The organism is Nonomuraea sp. CA-218870 (assembly GCF_050936535.1).
Lineage (GTDB): Bacteria > Actinomycetota > Actinomycetes > Streptosporangiales > Streptosporangiaceae > Nonomuraea > Nonomuraea corallina.
The window spans coordinates 5729998-5756534 of the sequence record NZ_JBNJMN010000001.1; the positions used below are offsets into that span (position 1 = coordinate 5729998).

Below are 26537 nucleotides of genomic sequence, written 5' to 3' on the forward strand. Positions count from 1 at the left end.
GTCAGTAGTTCGGCACGCAGTCGGTGCAGGTCGTGCGGAACTTCACGATCTGTACCGCCTGGCGCGCGGCGAGCATGTTCTCGACGAATTCCGGAGTCGTCATGATGGGGGTTCTTACTGTGGCCTGGACGTTTTCGTGCAGCACAAGTGCCTCCTTGCCGGGCATAGGCATTTCAGCCTATTTCTGTGATTTAACGATAAAAATCGTGATTAGCGTGGTCAATCAACGCGCGTCAGTGTGGCATCAACCCGCCACCCCGGCCTCACCAGCACGGACGCCGCCACCACGGCGAAAATCACCGCCGCCGCCGCGTACATCACCCGGAAGTCGAGGAATCCCACGACGAGCGCCCCGACCCCCATCGACAGCACGAACGGGACGTCGATGATGGCCTCCATTGCGGTGAGCGCACGGCCCTGCATACCGCTCTCGGTACGGCGCTGCACGAGCGTGGTCGTGGCGACCATGAAAATCGGGATGGAAAGGCCCACCAGAACGGCGCCCGCGCACATCGTCACCTCCGTGGCGGGAAGCATCAGCGCCAGGCCCGCCGTGCTGAGGGCGAAGCCGACGGCCGCCGCGCGACGCTCGCCGTACCGCTTGATGAGCACGGCGACGACGAAGCCGCCGGCCACGGAGCCCACGCCCTGGAAGGAGGCGATGACGCCGACGAACGCGGCCGGCCGGCCGAGCCCTTGCTCCACGGCGGCGAACATGGCCGGATTGACCAGCCCGGCCGCGCCCAGGGCCGCGGCGACGGCGAGCACGCCGCCGCGCAGCTCCCGCTCGCTCAGGAGGTGCCGCACCCCCGCCAGCAGATCGGCGCGGAACCGGCCCGGCTCCCGCGGCGCCGGCCTGGCCAGGTCGGGCGCCCGCCGCAGCATGAGCAGCACCAGCACCGACAGCAGGAACGTCCCCGTGTCCAGGATCGCCACGGCCGACAGCCCCAGGGCCGCATAGAGTCCCGCGCCGAGCAGCGGGCCGAGCACCCGCAGCCCCTGGCCGAGCGAGCTGAGCAACCCGTTCGCGTCGCCGAGCAGCCGCTCGGGGACCATGGAGTGGATCAGGCCGCCCCTGGCCGCGTTGAAGACGTGGTTGGCGAAGCCGTAGCCGAGCGTGACCGCGAACACGATCCACAGATCGCCCGGATGCCGCACCAGCAGCAGGCAGAGCACCAGCGCCCCGGCCAGCAAGTCGTTGACGATCAGGACCTTCCGCCGGGGGAACCTGTCGACGAGCAGCCCGGTCAGCGGCGCGAAGAACGACGGCACCGACAGCAGGATGAACACCACCCCGGCCATCGTGTCCGAGCCGGTCAGTTCCTTGACGTAGATGCCCAGCACCACCAGGAGCGCCCGGTCCCCGATCATGTTCACCGTCTGGCCGAAGAACAGCAGCAGGAACCCGCGGTCGCGCAGCAGTTCGCGCATCAGCCCTCCTTCGCCCAGCCGGCCTCGACGAGCACGGCCAGGAACTCGTGAGCGAACTCCTCCGGCACCGGCAGCTCGGCCGCGCACCGCGCGTAGGCGGCGACCGCCGCCCGGTCCCTGCGGCCGTCGACGCCGTGGGCGAGGGCCAGCATGAGGGCGTAGGAACGGGCCCTGTCCCGCGCCGCCTGCCGCTCCAGCCACGCGCGCCCGGCGAGGCCCGACGCCTCGGCCAGCCCGCGCAGGTTGAACGGTCCTTCCCAGGTACGGCTGAGCGCCCGTCCGCCGCCCGCCGGGCGGCCCGCGCCGGCCGGTGTCAGGACGGCCGCGTGCTCCGCCGGGGCGGCCGGCCGGACGTGGGAGCCGTCGTCCGTCTGGGCGGCCATGTGCTCCGCCAGGCCCGTCAGCCAGGCGCGGGAGCCGTCGTCAGGCCCCGGGCCGCGGAGCCCGGTCAGCCCGTCCAGGGCGCTCAGCGCCACGGCGGTGCGGTGGCGCAGCAGCGCCGGTGACCGCTGCCGGCAGTCGAGCAGCCGCTCCGCCCCCCAGCCCACCGCGATGCTCTCCAGTTCGGCGCGCTCGCCCGCGAGCCCGGCGAGCACCGCCGCGACCGCTCCCGCGACCGTGGCGGTGCGGCGCAGCTCCGCCGGGTCGAGCTTGTCGAGCGTGTCGGCGGCGCTGTGGTTGAACCGGTCGGGCCAGTGCCCGAGTGACACCGTCGGGCAGCCGATGGACGCGTCCACGAGCAGGCTGTGGTCGGAGGCCCCGACGAACGGCGTGGCCCGCCAGGCCCAGGTGTCGCAGGCCACCGCGCCCGAGTAGGAGCGCGCGGCCTGCGGCAGCGCCGCCACGACGTGCTCCGTGAGCGCGTTGACGAAGCCGGGCAGGTGGTCGGGGCTGCGCTCGACGATGAGCGGCCCGCCGCACCGGCGCTGGTCCTGTCCCGCCATGTCCACGTTCACGGCGGCCACCGGCGGGCGACCGGCGACGTCGTGCAGGTAGGCGGCCATCCCGGTGAACTCGGGTCCCCAGACGAACCTGACGCCCCGCCGCCCCCGCCCGCCCGCGAGCGCCCGGGCCACGCCGAGCAGCGCGGCGGCCCCTGAGGCGTTGTCGTTGACGCTGGGACGCGGATGGCACAGATGCGCCGAGAGCAGCACCTCCTCAGGCCCGGCTCCGGGCAGAAGGCCGGTGACGACGGGCATGGCGGCCCGCCGGTGCGTCTCGACCTCGACCCGGACCCGGCCGCGCCGCAGCAGCTCGGCCGCCTGCCCGGGGGTGACGCCGAAGGCGACCAGGCGGCTCCCTGCGGGCAGTTCGACCCGGCCCGGGCCGGGAAGGCGGTCGGTGACCAGGCCGAACGCGCCGGCGTCAGCGGCCCGGCTGATCGCGGCAGGCACCGGCGTGCCGGGATCGTCGTGCACGGCCAGCACGCCTTCGCCCGCGGCCGCCAGAGGCGCCACGGGGACGATGACGCCGCCGGGCGGGGTCGCCGCCGAGCCCGCCGCCAGCGTGAACGGCTGCTCGGGATAGCGCACCACGTCGTCGATCGCGGCCCGCACCGGCGTCCAGGAAAGCGGGGCGCGGAAGCTCCACCAGCGCCGGGCGCCGTCGGCGGGGAACTCCAGGATCCGCACGCCGCTCAGGCCCGCCCGCTCCGCCCGGGCGGCGACGTGCTCGGCGGCCGAGCGGATCCCGTCGGACGCCTGGTACCGGTCGAACACGGCCAGCTCGGCGACGTCCTCGACCGCCTGCCGTACGTCGAAACGGCCGAACACGTCCTGTACGGCGTCGCCGACGGTTCTCATGCGGCGACCCGGCGGAGCGCCGCGCGGCGGGCGGCCGAGAGCGGCACGCTGACCCGGGTCAGGCCCGGCAGCCGCCGCCCGGCCAGCCACGGCGGCAGCTCGTCCTCCGTCACGACCCAGGGCAGCGCGGGATGCCCCGGCTCCACCCGGCAGCCGAGCCCGCGCAGCGCCTCCACCAGCTCCGGCTTGGCCGCCGCGACGGCTTCCCGCAGCGGGGCCAGCACGTCGCCCCGGTCGAGCAGCCGCAGCCCCACCTCCAGCGACAACGCCGACATCCCCAGGGGCGGCACCGCCTGGCGGACCGCTCCCGCCACGTCAGGGGAGCACATCGCGAAGCCGGCTCGCAGCCCGCCGCAGCAGTAGCCCTTCGACAGGCTGCGCAGCACGACGAGGCCGGGCGTCCGGGCGGTCAGCGGGGCCGCGCTGGCCTCTGGGCCGAGGTAGTTCGCGCAGGCCTCGTCGACGACGAGCATCCCGCCCGCCGCGGCGGCGGCCCTGGCCAGCTCCGCCACTTGCTCCAGCGGCAGCACGTCGCCGCGCACGCCGGGCCGTTCGAGCAGGACGGTCGTCGGCCGTTCGGCCGTCACGTCCTGACCGGGCGTGTACACGCGCAGCTCCGCGCCGCGCTGCGCGGACCAGGCGGGCAGGTCGGGGTGGGCGTGCGGGGTGTGCAGCAGCCTGCCGGGCCCGGCCAGCGCGTGGAGCAGCCCGGTCGTGCCCGCCCCCGTCACCACCTGGCCGGGGTCGAGCGGCACGCCGAAGTGGCGGGCGAGCACCGGGGCGGCCCTCGCCGAGCCGTACGGGTCGTCCAGGGCGTACGCGCGGGCCGGTTCCCGGGGGTCGCCGACCGCGGCCCAGGCCTCGTCGATCGCGTCCCGTACGAGGTCGATCTCGTCGGGCGCCCAGCGCAGGTCCACCTCGGCGCCCCGGCCCCGGTGGCCGAGCACGGCGGGCCGGGGGCGCGGCGCCACGACGGCGAGGAGCTGGACGTAGCGGGTCCCCGGCAGGACGGGGGCGCCGGCGGTGAAGCCGGCGTCGGCCCGGACCAGCTCGAAGCCCGCGGCCCGCACCAGGGCCACGACCTCGCTCGGCAGGTAGAGCCTGACGTCGTCGCGCAGCACGGCGACCCGGCCGTCGGCGTGGGCCACCCGCAGCTCGCCGCGGCTGCGGCCCTCCAGCGGGTCGTAGGTGCGCAGGAAGTCGAAGGTGTCGCCGGCCGCCTCGAAACGGTCACGGGCCCGGTAGCCGTCGAGGATGGCCGCGACGTTCGAGTGGTCCAGAACCAGCAGCCCGCCCGGCACCAGGCGCTCGCGCACCCGCCGCAGCAGGGCGAGCTGCTCGTCGTCCCGTCCCCAGCCGAAGGCCTGCACGCAGACGGCCGCGTCCGCTTCCGGCAGCTCGACCCGCTCCAGCAGGTCGCCCTCGATCAGGCCGAGGCGCACGCCTTCCCGGTCCGCCGCCGTCCTGGCCTGGTCCAGCGCCCACGCGCAGACGTCGACCCCGGTGACCCGGTAGCCGTGCCCGGCCAGTTCGACGGCGTGCCGGCCGGTGCCGCAGCCGAGGTCGAGCACCCGCCTGCCCGGCGCGTGCTCTCCCAGCACCCGCAGCAGGTAGGCGCTCTCCGCGGCGGTGCGCTCGGGGGTGTACTCGTGCCGCGCGAAGCTCCAGTAGTCGGCGGTGAAGTACTCGGTGTACCAACGGGTCACGCGAACTCCTGGCGCGCGAAGAAGTCGCACACGTCGCAGATGTCGACGGGGTTGCGCACCCCTTCCTGCGCCACGTAGACGCCTTCACAGACCCGGCACTTCTCTTCGACCAGCGGGAACATGTAGCGCTGCATGGTGGCGAACGACTCGAACAGGTAGTAGTCGATGCCGGGCCACAGACCGTACAGGTGGTCGGCCATGGCGTAGGCCATCGAGCGTTCCTGAGGGCCGGTGGTGAAGCGGCCGGGGGTGCCCTGGCGGTTCAGTTCGGGGGCCACCAGCTCCAGGTAGATGGTCAGTTCCTTCTTCGGGATGCGGTAGAGCGGGAAGACGTAGCGCATCCCGCCGATCTGCCTGACCGGGATGCCGCCCATCCGGAAGCCGCTGGTGATCCACGTGACCATGCTGGCCACCAGGTCGTCGGCGTTGAACCCGAACGCGACCGTGCCGGCGCCGATGCGCTGGGCGTGGTCCTCCAGCATGCGCCGCAGCACCTGGTGTCCCACGACCATGTTCAGGTGGCTCCGGTCGCCGCCGACCACCTCGTTCATCGCCTCGACGAAGGGGCGGCGGAGCTTGAAGACCCGCTCGATGTCGGAGGCGTCGACGATGGCCTGGCCGATGCCGAGCCCTTCGGCCGAGGCGCGGGCGGCGGCGAAGGTGGCGGGCTCCTCCCAGTCGGGCAGGCCGGTGATCGTCACCGAGGTCATCGTGAAGGCGGGCAGCCGGTGCCGGGTGCGCTCCAGCAGCTTCAGGAAGGCGACGCTGTCGCGGCCTCCCGACAGGCCGATGACCACGTTGTCGCCGGCCTGGAGCACGCCGTGGCGCAGCACGCCCTGGACGAAGGTCTCCTCGACGTAGCGGACGAAGCTCTCCTCGTCGAACTGCTCCACCCGCCGTTCCAGGCGGCCCATGGTGTCGAACAGGATGGACTTGGTGTAGATCGGGTCGGGTGTGCCGTACACCGTGGTCGCGGGGCGGCGGGTGACGTCGAGGTCGTAGTGGCGCACCTGACGCAGTTCGATGACGTCGTGCTCGCCGACGATCGTCGTCTCCTCAGGAACGATCTTGCCGTTGCGGGTGGTGATGACCGCGTTGACGGGGATGCCGTGGGCGGTCAGGACCTCCGTGAGCGGCCGGCCGGTGGCGGCCTCCAGAGTTTCTGAACCGCCCACCTTGTTATGGAAGACGACTTGGGCCACGGCTTTCTCCTCGCTCATTCTCGTGCTTAATATCCTTCTTACCTGCGGCGAAAGGATGACATGAGCGGCAGTCCGGAAATTGGCATCTTCACGTCAATCGACGACCTTGACGGTGCGGAATGGGATGAGATTGTCTCGTCCTGCGGGGCGCCGGTTTTCTATCGGCATCGATATTTACGGTCCTATGCGCATTCGCCGCTGACGGCTGTGCGGTCATTCCGTTATGCGGTGGTGCGCGAGGGCGGCCGTCCGGTCGCGGTGCTTCCCCTCGCGCTGATGGACGGGCTGGACCCGCTCGGCCAGTTGGCGGCCCGCTACCCGGTCACCGGCGCGGAGCGTGGGCTGCTGAGCCATGTCTGGCACTGCTACGACGCCTGGCTGCCCGGCGCGGCGCGGCTGGAGGCGGTGGTCGGCGCGATGCGCGCGCTGGCCCTGGAACTGGAGGCCGGGTGGTACGGCTTCGTCAACGTCGCGCACGACTCGCCGCTCCGCGCCGGCCTGGTCGGGCTGGGGTTCCCCGCCGAGCACATCGAGGACCGTTTCCGGCTCGACCTGCGCGGGCTGCCGCATCCCTTCGTCCACGCCACCCGAAAGGCGCACGCCAACCTGCGCCGGGGCCGGCGCAGAGCGGCGGAGTCCGGCGTGTGGCAGCGGGTCGGCCCCCCGGGTGAGGCGGACCTCATGGAGATCGGGCGGCTGTGCGCCAGGACCGCGGCCAGGCATGGCACCGGCGGCTTCTACCCGCCCGACCTGTTCGCCGGGTTCGTCACCGGGCTGGGCGACCTGGCCCTCGCCATCGAGATCCGCCAGGAGGAGCGGCTCATCGCCGCCGGGATCGTGCTGCGCGACGGCCGCCGCTTCCACGCCTGGGCGTGCGGGGTGGACTACGACGTGGCGGGCGGGTTCAGTCCCTACGCGCTGCTGCACGCCGCGACCGCCGAGCAGGCGCTGCGCGAGGGCTGCGAGGTCCTGGAGGGCGGGCGGGGGAACCCTCGGTTCAAGCTCAGGCACGGGCTGAGCCGCCTGGCGCTCGACGCGTGCCTGGCGAAGGTCTGATGCGGGTGACCGCCGGGCTGCTCCCGGTCGAGGGACCGCTGTTCAGCACCGGCCGCTGGCTGGCCGCCATGAGCGGACGGGTGCCCGGATCGCCGTACACCTTCGAGCTGGGCGGGGTGATCCTGCACGGGACCGTCGTCGAGCGGCCGCATCCGGGCGAGGTGTTCGACCTCGGGCATCTGCTGACGGCCGACGCGCCCCAACTGCCGCTGAGCGAGGCCACCAGGGCGGCGCGGACCCGGCGGGCGCCCTGGCCCGGGTGCGCGCCGCACCTGGTGGTCATGCTGCCCGGTTACGAGTGTCACGCGCTCGGCCCGGCCGGGGACGACGCCGCGGCGGTTGAGCTCCTGGTGTCCGGCATCGTCTCCTGGGCGCGGGCCCGCGGGCTGCGGGCGGTGGCGTTCCTGTACACGCGGGGGGAGGCGCTGGAGCGGGCACTCGGCGGGCTGGGCTTCACCGGGATGCCGATGTCGTACTCCTGCGAGCTGACCCCGGGCACGCCCTTGCCGGCCCGCCGGGCGAAGGAGGCGCGGCGGGAGCTCCGGCGGCTGGCGGACGCGGGAGTGCGGCTCCGTACGAGCGAGATCTCGCGGCCGGTGCCGGGGATGACCGAGCTGAAGTGCGGCCATTCCCGCAAGTACGGCGGCAGCCCCGACCCGGCGGCCGTCTCCCGCCGCCTTGAGGCGCTGTGCTCGGGAGGCGCGCTGCTGTTCAGCGCCGGACTCGGCGAGCGACTCCTGGGATACGGGCTCTTCGTCCCCCACCGGGGCACGTGGTACTGCGTGAGCACGGCCATGGCGTACGGCGTCCCCGAGACGCGGCACACCTACTTCGCGACCCTGTTCCACGAGCCGGCCCGCCACGCCGCCGAGGCCGGCGTCGGCCGCCTGCACTACGGGCACGGCTCCTGGCGGGCCAAGCTGTCGCGCGGATGCCGGGCCGTCGAGCTGCCGATCTGGGTGCTGGCGCTGGACCCGGAGCTCAGGCCGCTCGTCGAGTGGAGCGCCGGGACGACCACGCTGTCGCCCTGACCCGCCGGGGGTCACTCCCAGCGGCGCAGCGGCGGGAACACCATCGACGTCTGCAGCACGGCGTGCTCCCAGGCGTCCATCGACACCCCGTGGACCGCCAGCCTGGCGGCCGCCCTGCGCAGGTCGAGCCGCTCGCCTCCGGGCAGGAAGTCGCAGGCCAGGAACTCGGCCAGCGGATGGCCGGCGGGGAGCAGCGCGGCGAGCTCGGCGCCCGCGCCGTCCCGGGTCTCCTCGGCCAGCTCGGGGGCCCGCTTGCGCGCCCCGTCGTCGAGCACGTGCCAGAGCGCGGCGATGACCCGCGAGCGCAGCCCGGTGCGCACGTCGTCGAACTCCCGGCTCTCGCGGGGGATCCCGGCCTCCAGGAGCGCCACCAGGTCGCGGAGCGGCCGCTGGTCGCCGTGGAGGGCGGTGCCGTAGCCGTCGCCCATGAAGATCCCGGCCTCGTGCCGGGAATCCTCCGGGCTGTCGGAACTGTGTACCAGGTCCAGCAGCACGTTGACGCCGCGCAGGTCACGCCTGATCGTGCCGGGCTCGGCCGCCGCCGGGTCGCTCGCGCCCTTCAGGGCACGCAGCCGCCGGTGCGGCTCAGGCGCGGGCGACCTGTCCTCTACCAGCAGGGCGAGGCTCGGCCCGAGATCGAACACCACGTCGACCTGCCGGTAGAAGTAGGCCTTCCAGACGGAAGTGATCTTGGTTTCCTGGAAGGCGTCCTGCCCGGGCGGCCGGTGCCACAGCACCTCGTAGCGGGTCGGCTCGAACCCGTGACGTTCCAGCCGTTCCAGGACGGGAGTGACGAGATGCCGCATCAACGCGTCGGGCGGAAACAGGAACAGGACAGTCCTGTCCCACACGATCTCGGCCATCCGTCACTTCCTTTCATTTCTAGCCCTTACGGGATTTCGTGACGCGGGGACGCCTGATCCAGTGATAAATGTGCCGGTCCATGTTTTCCTTCCTCACTTCTTGTTCAGCTTGGGGCGTTGGCTGACTCGGCGCCGGCGATCCATTTCCCTCCTTTCTGTACGGACGATTCCTGGGCTCATGGTCGCCGTTCTGCGCCGCGTTCTCCCCGGGAGCGGCGGTTGTTGGCAGCAAAACGCCATCAAGCGCCGCCCGCCGCCGCCACGGCGAGCGGGCCGAGGGTCCTGGCCAGGCCGGGCCCGCGCACCGCCTCGACGGCCGCCAGCTCGCCGGCGAGGGTCCAGCCGGGCAGGCCCGCCATCAGGGCGTGCCTGCCGTACAGCAGCGCCTCCTCCAGCGACTGCTCCGCCTCCAGCCGCAGCAGCCCGGCCGCGCGCCTGGCCGCCCGCGTCACCTCCGCCTCGGTCCACCGCGGCTCGGCCAGCAGCTCCGTCGCGCAGGCCACGACCTCGTCCACGTGTTCGGGCGCGGTGGCGAGGAAGACCCGCCAGGCCCCGGCGTCGAGGTAGGGAACCACCATCGCCCACAGCTCGTAGCAGAGCCCCCGCCGGTTGCGCAGCTCCTCGGTGAGCAGCGCCGAGCTGGCCCCGGCCAGCAGCTCCATCAGCACGGGCCAGTTGTGGCGCCGAGGGTCGCGGTACGGCGCCGCCGCGCCGCCCAGCACCACCCCGGCGGTGTCCGAGTTCAGCCGCAGCGCCTCGCGTCCGCCACCCCAGCGGGGCGGCTCGCCGGGGCCGCTCTCCTGCCACGGCGGCAACGCGGCCAGCGGCCCCTTGTCCAGGACGCGTAGCAGCTCGTCGGGGTCGGCGCCGCCGCACACCACCACGCCGGCCGAGCCGAGGAAGCGCCGGTGATGCTCCCGCAGCGCGTCCAGCTCCAGCCGCCCGGTCTCCTCGATCGTCCCGCCGACCGGCCTGCCCATCGGGTGACCCGGATAGGCCAGTCCGAAGAAGACGTCGTGGACCACGTCCAGGGGGTCCGCCCCTGCCAGCCGCAGCTCCTCCTGGACGACCTTGCGCTCGGCCTCCAGCAACGGCGCGCTCAGCTCGGGCTCGGCCAGGGCGCGGGCCAGGATGTCCAGCGCCCCTGCCGCCCGCTCGCTCGGCACCCGCGCGTACAGGACCAGATGCTCACGGCCGGTGATCGCGTTCGCCTCGCCGCCGAGCTCCTCCAGCAGGTCGACCACCCGCTCCCCGCCGGCCGACGGGGCCTGCATCAGGACGTGCTCCAGCAGGTGGGTGCCGCCCTCCGTACCGGGCCGTTCGTGCCGGGAACCGGCGCGCAGCCACACGCTGACCGTGGTCACGGCGGCGCCCGGCCGATGCGCCAGCCAGGCGGGCGCAGCGCCGCGCGCGGCGACGTGGACCGGACGGCTCACAGCGCGCCCACCGGCTCTGCCCCGGCCAGCAGTGCCTCGTCCACCTCGGTGCCGTGGACGAGGATGAACCGTCCGACCGGCGTGTGCGCCCACAGCGCGCCGCCGTACTCGCGCAGCGTCAGCGCGTCCGTGCGCTCGCCGCCCTCGACCGGCAGCGCGAACAGGATCAGCCCCGCTCCAAGCGCGGCCCTGGGACTCAGCCGTTCCAGGACCGCCGCTCCCGGCCGGCGCAGCTGCAGCGTCGTGGCGGCCAGGCGGACCGGCCGGCGCAGCGCCCTCAGCATCCGGACCCGCCGCCGCGCCCGGCTCTGCCGGACCTGCGCCCGGCGGTCGCCAGGCAGCTCCGGCGCCTCGAACGGGCTGTGCCGCAGCAGCCGCGCCAGCTCCGCGTACTCCGGCCACAGCTCCGCCCGGCCGACCGCCTCGGCACACCGCGCGAGCGCGGCCCCGCCCGCCCCGCCGAGCAGCAGCGCGGCGTCGACCACGTCCCTGGCCCGGTACCGCTGCTCGAACCGCTCGTACAGCAGCGCCAGGAGGTTCTTCACCACAGGGTCCGCCGGCGCGTCCGCGCGGTGCGGCGCGCCGATCCCGTCGCCGAGGTAGGCGACCGTGCTCAGCTCGATCCCGTACGGCAGACCATACGGATCGTCCGGCAGGCGGCGCAGACTGACGATCATCTCCATGTCGCCGCCGAACCTGACGAAGGTGGCGGTGTGCATCGACCAGCCCTCGCCGAGCAGCCACCCGGTCAGCGCCCACAGCCGGTCGCGGTCGGGGACCCACAGGTCGAGGTCGTTCATGTACCGGACCAGGCCGCCCGGATAGCGGTCGGCGAACTCCAGCCCCTTGAGCGAGACCGGCCGGGCGGGCAGGCGCGCCCACTGGCCGCGGTAGAAGGCCATCCGGCCGCGCTGCTGCTCCAGCTCGTGCGCCAGGGCCGGGCTGAGCCGCCGCCCCTCGCTCTCCCAGGCGCTCAGCAGCGTCGCCACCAGCGAGGGCTGCTCGCGCCTGGCGACGTGGAGCACCTCGCCCGGCGTCTCCATCTCCTCACCGGTGATCAGCTCAAGGGTCGCGACCAGCTGCTCCGCGCCGACCTCGGGCCCGGTCACGCCGGCCTGCGCAGGCACCACACGGCCGTCGAGGACCCGGGGGCGAGCGGCTCCCCGGTGAACCCGGCGTGCGCGCTCTCCACCTCCCAGCCAGTCTCCCTGGCCCACGTCCCGATCTCGGCCATGGTGAGCATGCACATCCGGATCGGCGGGAAGTAGCGCCGGTCCACCACCCGGAGCTCGTCGAGCGTTTCGAGCAGCCCCACCATCTCGACCTCCAGGCCTTGCTTGTCCAGCATGCGGGTGACCTCCCACACGGCCCGCCGCTCGTCCCAGACCCGCAGCCTGGGCACGCCGTCCCGGGCCTTCTGCCGCTCGGGGCGCGGCTGGACGACCTCGAAGGCGAGCCGTCCGCCCGGCAGCGCGTTGCGGAAGGCGCAGGCCAGCGCGTCGCGGACGGCTTCGCGCCGCAGGTGGTTGAGGGTGTTCTGGCCGCAGTACTGCAGCGCCGCCGGCTCGGGCAGCTCGCAGTCCGCCAGGTCGGCCCGGATCAGCCGGACGCCGTCGCCGAGCCGCTCGCGGGCCGCGCGCAGCATCGCCGCCGAGACGTCCACCCCGATCCGGGGTTTGAGCTCGGCCGCCAGCCGGCCCACACCGATCCCGAGATCGGCCACGGGCCCGTCCGCCGTGTCGGTCAGCCGCCGGTAGTAGGCGATCTCCCTCGGATCGGCGCCGCCCATGGCGGCCCAGGTGAGGTAGAGCTCCGCCCAGTGATCGAAGTCGTGCATCACGCTCTCCGGTGTCGGGACCCCGATCACATCACCGGACCCGTCGGCCCGGACGGTCCGGCCGGTCGACTGGCACGAAGATGCCGTCTAACGGATGGTCAGCTCGACCGGGCGGCGGCGGGCGCTGACCAGTGAGCGCCGCGGCCGGGGCATCGGATCGGTCCCGGTCTCGGCCAGCACCAGGCACATCGCCCGTTCGCCCTCGGTGAAGATCAGGCCGCGCTCGCGCAGCTCGCCGAGGTGCCCGGTCTCATCGGGGGTGAGGCGGTCCAGGCGGGTGGGGCGTTCGAGGACGAGCAGCGTGCGCGCCACCGCCTCGTCCAGCTCGTAGCGGGACATCGTCCCCGAGCGGGAGTCGTGCACGATCCACGACCCGTCGTCCTCCTCCAGCCGCAGGACGGGCGGGTCGCCGCCCTCCCAGCCCCGCGACCAGCCGGCCACCGCCGCGGTGAGCGGCCTGATCCACTTGGCCACCCCGATCATGTACGGCGCGACGGACCGGTCGTTGAAGTAGTAGGCCAGCCGGCTCAGCGACTCCTCGGGGAAGGGGTAGGTGAGCCGGTAGTGGTCCACCGGGCGCAGGTCGAGCCCGAACTCCCCGGCCTTGTTGAAGTACGGGCTGTAACGGTCGAACCGGACCGGGAAGACGCCTTCCGGCGGTGGCAGGTGGGCCAGAGACGGCAGGTCGTCGACGTACTTGGCGAAGGTCGACTCCGGCTCGCCGGGGAAGCCGATGAGCAGGTTCCACGCCGGGGCGATGCCGTACCGCACGCAGTTCTTCAGCAGCTGGATGTTCTGGAACGCCGAGGAGCCCTTCTTCATCAGCTTCAGCGTGCCGGTCGACAGCGCCTCGATGCCGGGCTGGATCCGGTTGACGCCGGCCCTGGCCATCTCTCTCATGTCCTGCTGGTCGAGGCCGACCTTGACCTCGTAGAAGATCGAGGCGCCGGACGGCGGCCGCAGCTTGGGCAGCACGTCGGTGAGGTACTCCAGCGGCATGATGTTGTCCGTGCAGGAGTAGACGGTGCACCACGGCGCGTAGGCGAAGAGCCGCTCGAACTGCGTGACGGCCCGGTCCGGCGCCATCGCGCGATAGGCCATGCCCTGCCCGTTGAGCCCGCAGAACGTGCAGTGCGAGCGCTCGCCCCACCAGCAGCCGCGCGAGGTCTCGAAGAACAGGATCGGATCGACCCGGTCCTCGACGGCCTGGGTCAGCTCGTCGAAGGACGAGACGAACGAGGCGTAGTCGGGCTCCAGGTAGTCGTCGATGTCGGTGTCGGCGCCGATGGCGCGCCGGTAGCGCTCCTCGTGGCAGTTGCGCCGCGACACCACGCCGGGGATGCGGTGCGGGGTCTCCTCGTCGCCGTCGATCACCGCGCGCAGGAAGCGGGGGAAGCTCCGCAGGGCCGGGCCCGAGAAGACGTAGTCGAGCTGGGCGGCGTGCTCCACGAGGGCGGCGCCCATCGGCGCCTCGCAGTTGGCGCCGCCCATGACCGTGACGGCGCCGGCGGAGCGCTCCTTGACGACGCCCGCCATGGCCAGGCTGGGCACGGTCTGCATGAACATCGAGCTGAACCCGACCACGTCCGCCTCGGCAAGCCGGTACGTGTCCGCCAGGTGCGCGCAGAACTCGCCCAGGCGCTCCCGGTGCCGCATCAGCCGGGCCCGCAGCGCCGCGTGCGCGGGGCCGGCGAAGTAGCGGCCGAAGTACTCCTCGCTGTTGTCGGGCGCGGCGGGGAAGGCGACCTGGCGGAAGAGCCAGTCGCCGATGCCCGCGACATGGTGCTCCATGCCCTCGGCGACGGCGTCGTACAGCTCGGTGCCGAAGAAGCGGACCACGTCGTGGTTGAGGTAGCAGACCCGTACGTTCACCTCGTCGCCGAAGTCTCTCCGGACCAGCGACGAGAGCTGGCTCAGCGCGAACGACGGCCGTCTGCGGTCGGCGAACGGCATGTTGACCAGGGCGATGTCAAGCACCAAGTGTCCTTTCCGTGTCCCGGTGCCACGTGGCGTAGCCCCGGAAGCCGTACATAAGCGGGGATTCGGGGTCGCCGGCGATGTCGACCACGCGGCCGAGCACGAGCGCGTGGTCGCCGACGGTCACGACCTGGTCCACCGCGCACTCCGCCCAGCCGTGCAGGTCCGACTCCAGCCTGGGCAGCCGCAGCCGTCCGGCGGGAGCCCAGCGGACGGCGGAGAACCGGTCCGCGGTCAGCGAGGAGAACAGCTCGGCGACCGCCCGGGACCTGGCGGGCAGCAGGTTGACGCCGAACCCGCCGGCGTCGACGGTGGCCGCCAGGGTGCGGCTGTGCACGTTCATGCTGACCAGCAGCGTCGGCGGGGTGAGCGTGACGCTGATCAGCGAGGAGCAGGTGAGTCCGCAGGGTTCGCCGTCGGGGCTCATCGCCGTCACCACCGCCACGCCCGTCGGGTAGGCGCTCATGAACGCACGGCAGGCCTCGGCGAGCGGGGTCAACGCAAGCTCGTCAGGTACGCGTGGGCGGTGGGCAGCGCCGCCACCATCCGCTGGGCGCCGGCGCGCAGGCCGGCGAACTCCGCCCTGGCCCCCGCCGGGTCGAGGTGGGCGAGCGCCGGACGCGGCCCGTGCCGGGAGTGGCCCAGCCCGAGCAGCATCGTGATCCACGAGTAGAGCTCGAACCCGTGGTAGTACGGGTAGATCATGCTCTCGTCCGGCAGCCGGGTGGCCGCGACGGCCAGGAACTCGGCCAGCCACTCCGGGATCGGGCGGACCTTCGCCTCTTTCCAGTACGGCGTGTCGGCGCGGGCGGCGGCGCGGTAGTGCAGCGCGAGGAACTCCCGCACGCCGTCGATCACCCTGGCCACCTTGTCGTTGTAGCCGTCGATCAGGCGCGGCTCCCACCGCTCGTCGGGGAAGTGCTTGACCAGCTGTTCGATGGCGTGCTGGATGAAGAAGATCCCGGTGGACTCCAGCGGCTCGACGAATCCGCTCGACAGGCCGACCGCGACGCAGTTGCCGACCCAGGAACGCTCGTTGCGGCCGATCCGCATCCGGATGTGGTTGGCCTCCAGGTCGTCGCGGCCGGGCGCGGCGAAGGCGCGCAGCGTGCGCTCGGCCTCCTCCGGCGAGCAGTACTCGTCGGAGTAGACGTAACCGGTGCCGTCGCGGCCGTAGAGCGGGATGGTCCAGATCCAGCCCGCCTCCATGGCCGTCGCCGTGGTGTAGGGGTTGATCAGCTCCTGGTCCTCGCGGGGCACGCGCAGGGCGACGGCGCGGTTGTTGGGCAGCACGTCGGTGAAGGACCGGAAACGCTCGCCGAGCGTCTGGTTGATCAGCAGGCCGCGGAAGCCGGTGCAGTCGACGAAGAGCTGACCGGTCACGTCACCGTGCTCCTTGGTGGAGACGTGGCTGATCCAGCCCCGCTCGTCCTGGCCGACCGCGGTGACGTCGTCGCGGACGTGGCGCACGCCGAGCCGTACCCCGATGCCGGTGAGGTAGGCGGCGAGCTGGGCGGCGTCGAAGTGGTAGGCGTAGGGGAACTGGGCCCGCTGGTCGTCCAGGGTGGAGCGGCCCAGCGAGCCGTCCAGCCCGGAGACGAAGAGGTTGCCGTCGAGGAGCCGCGGCGAGCGCCGGGCCTCGCACAGCCACGGGGTGACGTAACAGTGCCGGTCGAACGGCTCGGCCGCGCCGTTCAGCTGCAGGTGCCAGTCGGCGAGGGTGAACCCTTGGCTGACGCGCAGCCGTTCGAAGGGGTGGTAGAAGTGGCCGCCGTCGCCGCGCCAGTTCTGGAAGCGGATGGCCAGTTTGTACGAGGCGGCGCAGTGCGGCATCCATTCGCGCTCGTCGAGGCCGAGATAGTCGAAGAAGTGGCGGACGGTGCTGAAGGTCGCCTCGCCCACGCCGATGGTGGGGATGCGGGGCGATTCGACCAGGGTGACGGAGACCCGGTCGCCGAAGGCCGTCTTGAGATAGGTGGCGGTCATCCAGCCCGCTGTGCCGCCGCCCACGATCACCACGTCGTTGATCATCAGTGCTGTCCTCTCAGGCTGCGCGGCCGCAGGTCGGTCCAGATGGCGGAGATGTGCTCCAGACACTCCTCGCGGGTGCCGCGGACCCCCTCGTCGGTCCAGCCGGCGGGATTGTCGCGGCCCTCGGGCCAGACGGAGTACTGCTCCTCGTGGTTGACGACGACTTTGAACATCGCTCATGCCTCCCGGCAGTGTCCCGCCACGATCGGCCCGATCAGGGCCATCGCCTCGGCCCTGGCCATGGCGTCGTGGTCGCAGTCGATCTCGTGGATGGTCAGCCGTCCCGTGATGTGCGGCGCCCAGATCCCGGCCGCCGACAGCTCCGCCGGCCAGGTCCGCGTGGCGACGAACAGCAGGGCGTCGCCGTCGTGGCGGCCGGGCCGGTGGGCGTCGAGCAGCTTGGAGTTGCGCAGCACGGTCTCCGTCATCGACGTGACGAGTTCCTCGTCGAGGTCGGCCGCGTAGCCGACGGAGTCCATGAGCAGGGCGCGGGCCTCGGCGGCGTCCTCGATCCCCGGCCGCTCCGCGCCCGAGAAGGCGGGATAGCTGTCGAGCTGGGCCAGCAGCCCGACCTCGCCCGGCAGCCGCTCGGCCATGGCGTGCGCCACCAGGCCGCCGAACGACCAGCCGAGCAGGTGGTAGGGCCCTTCCGGTCGCACCCGGCGGATGACCTCCAGGTAGCGCTCGGCCATCTCCCCCACCGAGCCGGGCTCCCCTGACCCGGTGGCCTGCAGGCCGTAGACCGGCCGGTCCGGCTCGATGTGCGGCAGCAGGCTGCTGTAGCACCAGCTGACGCCGCCGACCGGATGCACGCAGAACAGCGGCGGCAGGGTGCCCGAGGGCCGCAGCGGCAGCAGCACGTCGAACGGGTCGCCGCCACCGCCGTCGCCGGACATGCGCTCGGTCAGCTCGGCCACCGTGGGCGCCGCGAACAGGTCGCGGATGCTCAGCGCGGTGCCGAGCGTGGCCCGCACCCTGCTGATCAGCCGGGCGGCCAGGATGGAGTGGCCGCCGGCGGCGAAGAAGTTGTCGTCGACGCCGAGCCCCGGCCGCTCCAGGACCTCGGTGAACAGCCCGAGCAGAGTGTGCTCGCGCGGGGTGCGCGGCGGCCTGTGCCCGGTGCGCGGCGGTTCCGGCAGGGCCCGGCGGTCGAGCTTGCCGTTGGCGTTGAGCGGCAGCTCGGGCAGCGGCAGGTAGGCGGCGGGCAGCATGTGGGTCGGCAGGTGGGCCAGGGCGTGGCTGTGCAGCAGCGCCGGGTCGGCGTCCCCGGGCGTCACGTAGGCGACGAGCTGGTCGTCGCGGACGATGACCGCGGCCTGGGTGACGCCGGGGGCCTGGCAGAGCGTGTTCTCGATCTCGGCCGGCTCGATGCGGTGACCGCGCAGCTTGACCTGATTGTCGGCCCGGCCGGCGAACTCCAGCGCGCCGTCGGCCCGCCGCCTGGCCAGGTCGCCCGTGCGGTACCAGCGCCGCCCGCCGGGGGCGGCCACGAAGCGCTGGGCGGTCAGGCCCGGCCGGCCGAGGTAGCCGCGGCCGACGCCGGGACCGCCGATGTACAGCTCACCGCGCACGCCGGGCGGCACCGGCAGCAGGTTGTCGTCGAGCAGCAGCACCTCGGTGTTGGCCATCGGGTGCCCGATCAGCGGGATGTCGCCGTCGCGTACCCGGTATCCGGTGCTGTCGTTGGTGCACTCGGTCTGGCCGTAGTAGTTGTAGCTGTCGGTGACGGGCGCCTCCCGCATCGCCCGCCACAGCCCCGCCGAGACCGCCTCGCCGCCCACCATCAGCGCCTTCGGGTGGTGCCTGCCCGGCGCGAACAACCCGGCCGCGACCAGTTGCTCCATGAAGACCGGGGTGAGGTCGACGAAGCCGATGCCGTGCGCGTCGATGTAGTCCACCAGGTCCTCCGGCGTCCGGCGCGTGACGTCGTCGATGACGTGCAGCTCGTGGCCGTCCATCAGCCACAGCATCGAGTCCCACGAGGTGTCGAAGGTCAGCGGCACCACGAAGCCGATGCGCAGCCGCTCGCCCCGGGCCGCGGTGAACAGCCCGTGCCGGTGCGCGTTGAGCAGGTGCGCCAGGCCGCCGTGTTCCAGCACCACGCCCTTGGGCCGCCCGGTGGACCCGGAGGTGTAGATGACGTAGGCGGCGTGCCCGGGAAGCGGCGGGGTGCCCGGGTCGTGGCCGGGCCCGTCGGGCACGTCCTCCAGCAGCACCGTCCGCTCGTACGGCACCGCGCTCTCCCTCGTGGCCAGCACGAGCAGCGGCCGCGCGTCGGCCAGCGTGTAGGCGACGCGCTCCGCCGGGTGTTCCAGGTCCAGCGGCAGGTAGGCGGCGCCCGCCTTCAGCACGCCCAGCACCGCCGCGATCATCTCGGCGCCCCGGGGCAGGGCCAGCGCGATCAGCCGCTCCGGTCCCGCGCCGCGCGCTCGCAGGTGGTGGGCGATGGCGTTGGCCCGGCGGTTGAGCTCGGCGAAGCTCCACCGTCGATCGCCCGCCACGACCGCGACGGCGTCCGGGGTCTCGGCGGCCTGCCGCTCGAAGTCGGCCGGCACGGTCAGCTCCGGCGGCCCGATCCCGGGACCGCGCGAGCGGGCGAACTCCCGCTCCAGCTCGTCGAAGGTGAGCACCGGCAGCGCCCCGATGCGGGTGCCCGGCTCCTCGACGGCGGCCTCCAGCAGGCGCAGCAGACGCTCGGCCAGGGACTCGGCGGTCGAGCGGTCGAACAGGTCGACGGCGTACTCGAGATAGGCGTCCATGCCCTCGGGGCGGCCGCACTCGTCGTAACGCTCGATGACGTCGAGGGTGAGGTCGTAGTCGGCGGTGCCGTGCCGTACCGGCTCGTGGGACGTCCGCACGCCGGGGAAGGACAGGTCGGCGGCGGCGTTGTTCTGGAAGACCAGCAGCACCTGGAAGAGCGGGAAGCGGGCGAGCGTCCTGGCCGGGTTGACCGCCTCGACGACCCGTTCGAACGGGGTCTCCTGGTGCTCGTAGGCGGCCAGGTTCGCGTGCCGCACCCGGGCGAGCAGCTCGCCGAAGTCCGGGTCGCCCGAGGTGTCCGTGCGCAGCACCAGCGTGTTGATGAAGCAGCCGACCAGGTCGTCGAGGCTCTCGTCCGTACGGCCGGCCACCGCGGTGCCGATCGGGATGTCGGTCCCCGCGCCGAGCCGGGTGAGCAGCGCGGCGAGCGCCGCCTGCGTGACCATGAAGAGGCTGACGCCGTGCTCGCGCGCCACCTCCGCCATCCGCGCGTGCACCCCGGCGGGGACGGTGAAGGGCACGGTGTCGCCGCGGTAGCTGGCGATCGGCGGACGCGGCCGGTCGGTGGGCAGTTCCAGCTGGTCGGGCAGGCCGTCGAGGGTGGTGCGCCAGAAGTCCAGGTGGTCGTCTCCGGGGTCCTGCCAGAGCGCGAAGTCGGCGTAACGCACCGGCAGCGGCCGCCAGCCGGGGGCCCGGTTCTCCAGCCGGGCGCGGTAGGCCTCGGCCAGGTCGCGGGCGAGCGGCGCCATCGACCAGCCGTCGCAGGCGATGTGGTGCACGACCAGGAGCAGCACGTGCTCGTCCGCCGCCGGCTGGAAGAGCCGGGCGCGCAGCGGCGTCTCGCGCGTCAGGTCGAAGCCCTGCGAGGCGACGTCGGTCAGCAGATCGGGCAGGTCCTCCTCGGCGACCGGCTCGGGGGCGAGCCCGAGGACGGCGGGGGCGAGGATCCGCTGGTACGGGCCGCCTGCGTCCTCGGGGAAGACGGTGCGCAACGGCTCGTGCCTGGCCACCACGTCGGTGAGCGCGGCGGCCAGCGCGGCGGGGGCCAGCGGCCCGCGCAGCCGCAGGCAGGTGAGCGTGTTCTGGGCGTGGTCGCCCGCGTCCTCCAGCCGGTTCAGGAACCACAGGCGGCGCTGGGTGAAGGACAGCGGCAGCCGGTCGGGCCCGGCCATCGGGCGCAGCGCGGGCCTGGCGTCCTCGCGCAGCACCTCCGCCAGCCCCGCCACGGTCGGGTGGTCGAACAGGTCGCGGATGGTCAGCGTGGCGCTCAGCGCGCCGCGGATCCGGCTGATCAGCCGGGTGGCCAGGATGGAGTGCCCGCCGTTGGCGAAGAAGTCGTCGTCGATGCCCAGGTGGGTGGCGTTGAGGGTGTCGTTGAACAGCCGCAGCAGCGTCTCCTCGCGCGGCGTGCGGGGCGGCCGGTGCCGGGCGGCCGGCGGCTCGGGCAGGGCCGCCTTGTCGAGCTTGCCGTTGGGGGTGAGCGGCAGTTCGTCCAGGGGCAGGATCGCGGCGGGCAGCAGGTGGGTGGGCAGCTCGGTGCGGGCGTGCGCCAGTACGGCCGCCGGGTTGGCGCGGGCGGGCACGACGTAGCCGATCAGCTGGTCGCCGCGGAGGATCACCGCCGCGGAGTCGACGCCGGGCGCCCGGCCCAGCGCGTGCTCGATCTCGGCAGGCTCGATGCGGTGACCGCGCAGCTTGATCTGGTCGTCGGCGCGGCCGAGGAACTCCAGCGCGCCGCCGGGCAGCCGCCGGGCCAGGTCGCCGGTCCGGTAGAGGCGGGCGCCGCCGTGCCAGGCGACGAAACGCGCCGCGGTCAGCCCCGGCCTGCCGAGGTAGCCGCGTCCGACTCCGGAGCCGCCGACGTACAGCTCGCCCCGGCTGCCGGGGGGCACCGGCTGGAGGCGGGCGTCCAGCAGGTGGACCTGGATGCCGGGGAGCGGGCGGCCGATGAGCATCGCGCCCGGCTCGCAGCGCCAGGCGGTCGCGTCGACGGTCACCTCGGTGGGGCCGTACGCGTTGATCATCGTGCGGCCGGTGGACCACCACTCCATCAGGCCCGCCGGGCAGCCCTCGCCGCCGACGACGAGCACGCGCAGGTCGGGGAACGGCTCGCGGGGCACGGTGGCGAGGATCGCGGGCGGCAGGTGGGCGAGGCTGATCCGCTGCTCCCGCAGGAAGGCGCCGAGTTCCTCGCCGGTGTGCGTGGCCGCCGCGACGACCAGGCAGCCGCCGCGCGCGAACGCCGTGGCCAGTTCGGAGACCATCACGTCGAACCCGGGAGAGACGAGCTGGAGCACCCGGTGCGCGGGCCCGCCCGCCGCGTCCAGCCGCTCACCCAGGTTGGCCACGAGGTTGGCCAGACCGCGGTGCTCCAGCACGACGCCCTTGGGGGCGCCGGTGGAGCCCGAGGTGTAGACGACGTAGGCGGCCGACCCGGGCGCCGGCCGCACGCCCGGGTCGTGATCGGGCCCGCCGTCCAGCTCCTCCACCAGCAGCCTGCGCCCGTACGGCACGTCCGCCGCCCGTGAGGTGAGCAGCAGCCGGGGGCGGGCGTCGTGCAGCGTCGACGCGAGGCGCTCGGCGGGGTGACCCACGTCGAGAGGCAGGTAGGCGGCGCCCGCCTTGAGCACCCCCACGATGGCGGCGATCAGTTCGGCCGAGCGCGGCAGGGCGAGCGCGACCACGCTCTCCGGCCCCACGCCCGCCGCGATCAGGTGATGGGCGACCCGGTTGGCCTCGCGGTCGAGCTCGGCGTAGGTCCACGTGGTCGCTCCGGCGATCAGCGCCGGGGCGTCCGGCGTGCGCGCGACGTGGCTCGCGAAGACGTGCGGCAGCAGGTCCGGCAGCCCGTCGCGGGCGGGGCCCGCCGCCCAGCCGCTCTCCTCGGCGTTCAGCAGCGGCAACCGCGAGACCGGCTCGGCCGGGTCGGCGACGGCCGCGCCGAGCAGCCGGGACAGCCGGGCCGCGATCGCCTCGGCCGTCGCCCGGTCGAACCGCTCGCCCGCGTAGTGCAGCGCGGCGTGCAGCCGGCCGCCGGTCTCGTGCACGGCGAAGGTCAGGTCGAACTGGGCGGTGGGCACCTGGGTGTCCAGCCGCTCCACGTCCAGGCCGGGCAGCGCCCAGCCGTCGCGGCGCTCCTCCTTGGAGTAGGTGACCAGCACGTCGAACAGCGGGTTGCGGCCGGGCACGCGGGCCGGGTTGAGCCGCTCGACGACGCGCTCGAACGGCGTGTCCTGGTGGGCGAACGCCTCCAGTACGGTCTGTCTCGTGCGCCGCAGCAGCCCGGCGAAGTCCGGGTCGCCCGTGAGGTCGCCGCGCAGCACGAGGGTGTTGACGAAGAAACCGATCAGCGGCTCGGTGGCGGGATGGTCCCTGCCGGTGGTCGGGGTGCCCACGGCCACGTCGAGCCGGCCGGTCAGCCGCGACAGCAGCGCGTGCACGGCCGCGAGCAGCACCATGTAGACGGTGACGCCGTGCTCACGGGCCAGCCGGTGCACGCCCTCGGCGGGCAGGTCGAGCGGGACGTGGCCGCCGGGCCCGGCGAGGTCGGGCGAGCGTGGCCGGTCGGCGGGCAGGTCGAGCGGCTCCAGACCGGCCAGCCGGGCCGTCCAGTGCTCCAGGCTCGCCGGCTCGGCCGCGGACCGCTGATGGACCGCGTGGTCGGCGTACTGGACATCGAGCGGCGGCAGTTCGCGGCCCTGGTAGAGGGCGGCCAGCTCGTCCCACAGGACGGGCAGCGACCAGCCGTCGCAGGCGATGTGGTGGATGACCAGCAGCAGCACGTGCGTGTCGGCCGACTCGCGGCGCAGCCCGGCCCGCAGCACGGGTCCGTGCTCCAGGTCGAAGGGCCGCTCCAGGACGTCGTCGGTCCCGTCAGCCAGCTCGACCGGGGCGGGCGGGTCGATGACCTGGCGGGGCCCGCCGTCGGCCTCGACGTAGCGGGTACGGAGGATCTCGTGGCGGGCGACGACGCCGCTGAGCGCGCGGGCGAGGGCGGCGCGGTCCAGCGGGCCGCGCAGCCGCACCGACACCGGCATGTTGTAGGCGGTGCCGCCGGGCGCCAGCTTCCACAGGAACCAGAGCCTTTCCTGCGCGAAGGACAGGGGCAGCGCGCTCCCGCGCGGGGCCCGCTCGATCGGGACGGGTGCCGGGTGGGCGGCGGCCGTGGCATCCCTCCCGGCGTCCGTCCGGGCCGCCGCCACCCGGGCCGCCGCCACCCGGGCCGCCATGGCCGCCACCGTGGGGGCCTCGAAGACGGCGGTGACCGGGAGGTCGGCGTCGAGCTCCTGCCGCAGCGCGAACCGGAGCCGGGTGGCGAGCATGGAGTGGCCGCCGAGGTCGAAGAAGTCGTCGTGCGCGCCGATCTCGGCGCCGGGGCCGCCGTCGAGGTCGAGCACACGCCGCCAGATCGCGGCCACGGCCAGTTCCAGCTCGGTGCGCGGGGCCTCGTAGGCGGCCCGCCCGCCCCGCGTACCGGAACCGGGGTCCGGCAGGCGCGCGCGGTCGACCTTGCCGCTCAGCGTGCGCGGCAGCGCGTCGAGCACGACCACGGACGACAGCCACATCGGCCGCGGCAGCCGCTCGTTGCAGAAGTCGCGCAGCGCGGCGGCGTCGGTGCCTCGGTCCGCCGCGGCGTAGCCGACGAGACGGTGGTCACGCCCGTCCGGCCAGGCCAGCACGTGGCAGTCGGTCACCTCGGGATGCCCGCGCAGGACGGCGCGTACCTCGCCGGGCTCCACCCGGTGCCCGCGGATCTTCACCTGGTCGTCGTCACGGCCGAGGAACTCGATGGCGCCGCCGGGCAGCCGTCGCCCCCTGTCCCCCGTCCGGTACAGGCGCGCGCCGGGCGTCGCGGCGAACGGGTCGGGCACGAAGGCCCTGGCGGTCGCGGCGGGCTGGTCCGCGTAGCCGCGTGCGACGCCGGCGCCGCCGACGTACAGCTCGCCGACGACGCCGATCGGCACCTGGCGGCCGTGCTCGTCGAGCACGTGGACGGCGGTGTTGGCGGTGGCGGAGCCGACGGGCACGATCCCCGAGACGGTGCGGGCGCCCCGGCGCGCCTCGTGGATGGTGCTGTCGATGGTGGTCTCGGTGGCGCCCCACGCGTTCAGCACCCGTACCCGGGGGCCGAACGTCGCCATGAGGGCGTCGCACTCGGCCACCGGCAGCGCGTCGCCGCCGGAGATCAGCAGCCGCAGCTCGGGCAGGGCCGGCCCGGTGGCCGCCACATGGCCCGCCAGACCGTGCAGGACGGCGGGGATGCTGTCGAACGCCTCGATCCGCTCGGCGGCCAGCGCCTCGGCCAGCGCGACCGGATCGAGCGCCAGGGCGCGCGGCGCGACCACCAGGCTCCCCCCGAAGCCCAGGCTCCTGACCACGTCGCCGAGGAAGACGTCGAAGGACGGGCTGGCGACCGTCAGCCAGCGGCGGACCGCGATCTCGCGGGCCGCCCAGTCGGCCCGGAGGTTGGCCAGGCCCCTCCTCGTGACCATGACGCCCTTGGGCGTGCCGGTCGAGCCCGAGGTGTGGATGACGTAGGCCAGGGCGTCCGGGGACACCCGCCGGCCGGGCCGGTGCGCGGGCCGCCCGGCCGCCTCGGCGACGTCGGCCACACGCCAGGGACCCTCGGGTACGGCCGCGCCGAAGGCGGGGCCGGTCAGCACGACCGCGGGCGCGACCCCGGCGAACATGGCGGCCAGCCGGTCCGCGGGCTGGTCGGGGTCGACGGGGAAGAAGGCGGCGCCCGCCTTCAGCACGGCCAGGGGAGCGATCACCGAGTCGGGACCCCGGCCCACGCAGACCGCCACCACGTCGTCGGGCCCGGCGCCGGCCTCGGCGATCAGGTGGGCGAGCTGGTTGGCCCGCCGCTCCACCTGCGCGTACGTCAGCCGCTCCGCGCCGCACACCAGGGCCGGATCGCCGGGCGCGGCGTCGGCACAGGCCTCGACGTGCGCCTCCAGCCCGGTGTCCGGATCGAAGGCGAGCCGGGTGGAGTTCCATCGGGCGAGCTGACGCCGTTCGGCCTCGGTGATCAGTTCGTACGCGGAGACGGGCCGGTCGGGGTCGGCCGCGGCCTGCCGCAGCAGCTCGACCAGCTGACCGGCCAGGCGCTCGACGGTGGCCGGGTCGAACAGCTCCGCGTCGTACTCCAGCGTGCCCGCGAAGGAGTCGTCCAGGCTGAAGGTCAGGTCGAACAAGGCGCCGCCGCCGTCACACGGGTACGGCTCGGCCGCCCGCCCGCCCAGCACGGGCCGCGCCCCCGCCGCGTCGCTGCCGCCGGTGACCATGACGTCGAACAACGGGTTGCGCCCGGCCTCGCGCACCGGGTTGAGCCGCTCCACCACGCGCTCGAACGGGATGTGCTCGTGGGCGAAGGCGTTCAGGACGCTCTGCCTGGTCCTGGCCAGCAGCTCGCGGAAGGTGGGGTCGCCGGCCGTGCCGGTCCTGACGACCAGCGTGTTGACGAAGAAGCCGATCAGCGGCGCGACGTCCGGCCGGTCGCGTCCCGCCGTCGGGGTGCCCACGGCGATGTCGTGCTGACCGGTCACCCGCGACAGCAGGGCCTGCACCGCGGCGAGCAGCACCATGAACGGGGTCGAGCCGTTCCGCCTGGCCAGCTCGCGCAGCTCCGCGACGCTGCCGTAAGGCACCCGGACCGGCACGAGCAGGCCCCGGCGGGCGGGCTCCTGCGGGCGCGGCCGGTCCAGCGGCAGGGCCAGCTCCTCCATCCCGGCCAGTTGCTCGCACCAGTGGTCCAGCCCGTCGCCGTCCGCCTCGGCCCGCTGGCGGTGGGCGTGGTCGGCGTACTGGATGTCCAGCGCGGGCAGGTCCTGGCCGCGGTAGAGCGCGTCCAGTTCCCGCCACAGGATGGGCAGCGACCAGCCGTCGGCGGCGATGTGGTGGATCACCAGCAGCAGCACGTGGTCGTCCGGCGCCAGCCTGAACAGGGTGGCCCGCAGCACCGGGCCGCGTTCCAGGTCGAACGGGGCCGCGCACTCCCGGTCCACCAGCGCGCGCAGCTCGTGCTCCGGCACCGGGACGACCGGCAGCCGGGCCGGGGCGGCGGCGTCGACGACCTGCGCGGGCACGCCGCCCTCGGCGACGTACCGGGTGCGCAGGATCTCGTGCCTGGCCACCACTCCGTCGAGCGCCCGGCCCAGCGCCTCGGCGTCGAGCGGGCCGCGCAGCCGGACCGCGGCCGGGGCGTTGTAGGCGGAGCTGCCCGGCGCCGTGCACCACAGGAACCAGAGCCGTTCCTGCGCGAAGGAGAGGGGGTGCTGCCCGCCGGTGCGCGGCGCTCGCGGCCGACGCTCGCCCGCCAGCCGCTCCAGCAGGAGCTTGCGCCTCTCCGGCGGCAGTTGCGCGATCCGCGCGGCGAAGGTGTCCGACATGCGTGCGGGTCCTC

At 73.8% G+C, this 26537-nt stretch carries 15 protein-coding genes; 2 read left to right on the plus strand and 13 right to left on the minus strand.

From position 1 onward, the window contains the following. Positions 1–219: 219 nt before the first annotated feature. From ACQEUU_RS27420 to ACQEUU_RS27435, 4 genes are read right to left on the minus strand one after another with little or no spacing between them, the layout of a single operon-like run. Positions 220–1431, minus strand: a complete 1212-nt coding sequence (locus tag ACQEUU_RS27420) for an MFS transporter (RefSeq protein ID WP_433071239.1) — start codon at positions 1429–1431, stop codon at positions 220–222. Beyond that, positions 1431–3233: a DUF4910 domain-containing protein gene (locus ACQEUU_RS27425; protein WP_433071241.1), complete on the minus strand. Its 1803-nt coding sequence runs from the start codon at positions 3231–3233 to the stop codon at positions 1431–1433. The genes ACQEUU_RS27420 and ACQEUU_RS27425 overlap by 1 nt, the downstream gene beginning before the upstream one ends. Next, the gene (locus ACQEUU_RS27430; protein ID WP_433071243.1) at positions 3230–4939 is read right to left on the minus strand and encodes an aminotransferase class I/II-fold pyridoxal phosphate-dependent enzyme; all 1710 of its coding nucleotides are present in this window, start codon (positions 4937–4939) and stop codon (positions 3230–3232) included. The genes ACQEUU_RS27425 and ACQEUU_RS27430 overlap by 4 nt, the downstream gene beginning before the upstream one ends. Further along, entirely contained in the window at positions 4936–6141 is a 1206-nt protein-coding gene (locus ACQEUU_RS27435) for a hypothetical protein (protein WP_433071245.1), read from the minus strand. The genes ACQEUU_RS27430 and ACQEUU_RS27435 overlap by 4 nt, the downstream gene beginning before the upstream one ends. A gap of 228 nt (positions 6142–6369) precedes the next feature. Here ACQEUU_RS27435 and ACQEUU_RS27440 point away from each other — a divergent pair, with 228 nt between their 5' ends. Then, positions 6370–7197 carry a GNAT family N-acetyltransferase gene (locus tag ACQEUU_RS27440; RefSeq protein ID WP_433071247.1) on the plus strand — a complete coding sequence of 276 codons (828 nt, stop codon included), beginning with the start codon at positions 6370–6372 and terminating at the stop codon, positions 7195–7197. After that, positions 7179–8228 carry a GNAT family N-acetyltransferase gene (locus ACQEUU_RS27445; RefSeq protein WP_433071249.1) on the plus strand — a complete coding sequence of 350 codons (1050 nt, stop codon included), beginning with the start codon at positions 7179–7181 and terminating at the stop codon, positions 8226–8228. Before ACQEUU_RS27440 ends, ACQEUU_RS27445 begins: the two co-directional genes overlap by 19 nt. 11 nt (positions 8229–8239) lie before the next feature. On the opposite strand, the gene ACQEUU_RS27450 is transcribed toward ACQEUU_RS27445, so the two are convergent. From ACQEUU_RS27450 to ACQEUU_RS27490, 9 genes are all read right to left on the minus strand, one after another. Further along, positions 8240–9091, minus strand: coding sequence for a nucleoside-diphosphate kinase (locus tag ACQEUU_RS27450; RefSeq protein ID WP_433071251.1), 852 nt, complete (start codon positions 9089–9091; stop codon positions 8240–8242). A 239-nt stretch (positions 9092–9330) separates the two neighbouring features. Beyond that, positions 9331–10527: a M16 family metallopeptidase gene (locus ACQEUU_RS27455; RefSeq protein WP_433071253.1), complete on the minus strand. Its 1197-nt coding sequence runs from the start codon at positions 10525–10527 to the stop codon at positions 9331–9333. Beyond that, positions 10524–11636, minus strand: a complete 1113-nt coding sequence (locus tag ACQEUU_RS27460; RefSeq protein ID WP_433071255.1) for a hypothetical protein — start codon at positions 11634–11636, stop codon at positions 10524–10526. Before ACQEUU_RS27460 ends, ACQEUU_RS27455 begins: the two co-directional genes overlap by 4 nt. Further along, entirely contained in the window at positions 11633–12364 is a 732-nt protein-coding gene (locus tag ACQEUU_RS27465; protein ID WP_433071257.1) for a class I SAM-dependent DNA methyltransferase, read from the minus strand. The genes ACQEUU_RS27460 and ACQEUU_RS27465 overlap by 4 nt, the downstream gene beginning before the upstream one ends. An 87-nt stretch (positions 12365–12451) precedes the next feature. Beyond that, on the minus strand, positions 12452–14341 hold the full coding sequence (locus ACQEUU_RS27470; protein ID WP_433071259.1) for a RiPP maturation radical SAM C-methyltransferase: 1890 nt from the start codon (positions 14339–14341) through the stop codon (positions 12452–12454). After that, positions 14334–14807 carry a flavin reductase family protein gene (locus tag ACQEUU_RS27475; RefSeq protein WP_433071261.1) on the minus strand — a complete coding sequence of 158 codons (474 nt, stop codon included), beginning with the start codon at positions 14805–14807 and terminating at the stop codon, positions 14334–14336. The genes ACQEUU_RS27470 and ACQEUU_RS27475 overlap by 8 nt, the downstream gene beginning before the upstream one ends. A 29-nt stretch (positions 14808–14836) precedes the next feature. Beyond that, positions 14837–16372 (minus strand): tryptophan halogenase family protein, encoded by a 1536-nt coding sequence (locus tag ACQEUU_RS27480; protein ID WP_433071263.1) that lies wholly within the window; start codon positions 16370–16372, stop codon positions 14837–14839. Next, a complete protein-coding gene (locus ACQEUU_RS27485) occupies positions 16372–16545 on the minus strand; it encodes an MbtH family protein (protein ID WP_433071265.1) in 174 nt (57 codons plus the stop codon). The genes ACQEUU_RS27480 and ACQEUU_RS27485 overlap by 1 nt, the downstream gene beginning before the upstream one ends. A 3-nt stretch (positions 16546–16548) precedes the next feature. Next, positions 16549–26523 (minus strand): amino acid adenylation domain-containing protein, encoded by a 9975-nt coding sequence (locus ACQEUU_RS27490; RefSeq protein ID WP_433071267.1) that lies wholly within the window; start codon positions 26521–26523, stop codon positions 16549–16551. Positions 26524–26537: the final 14 nt, after the last annotated feature.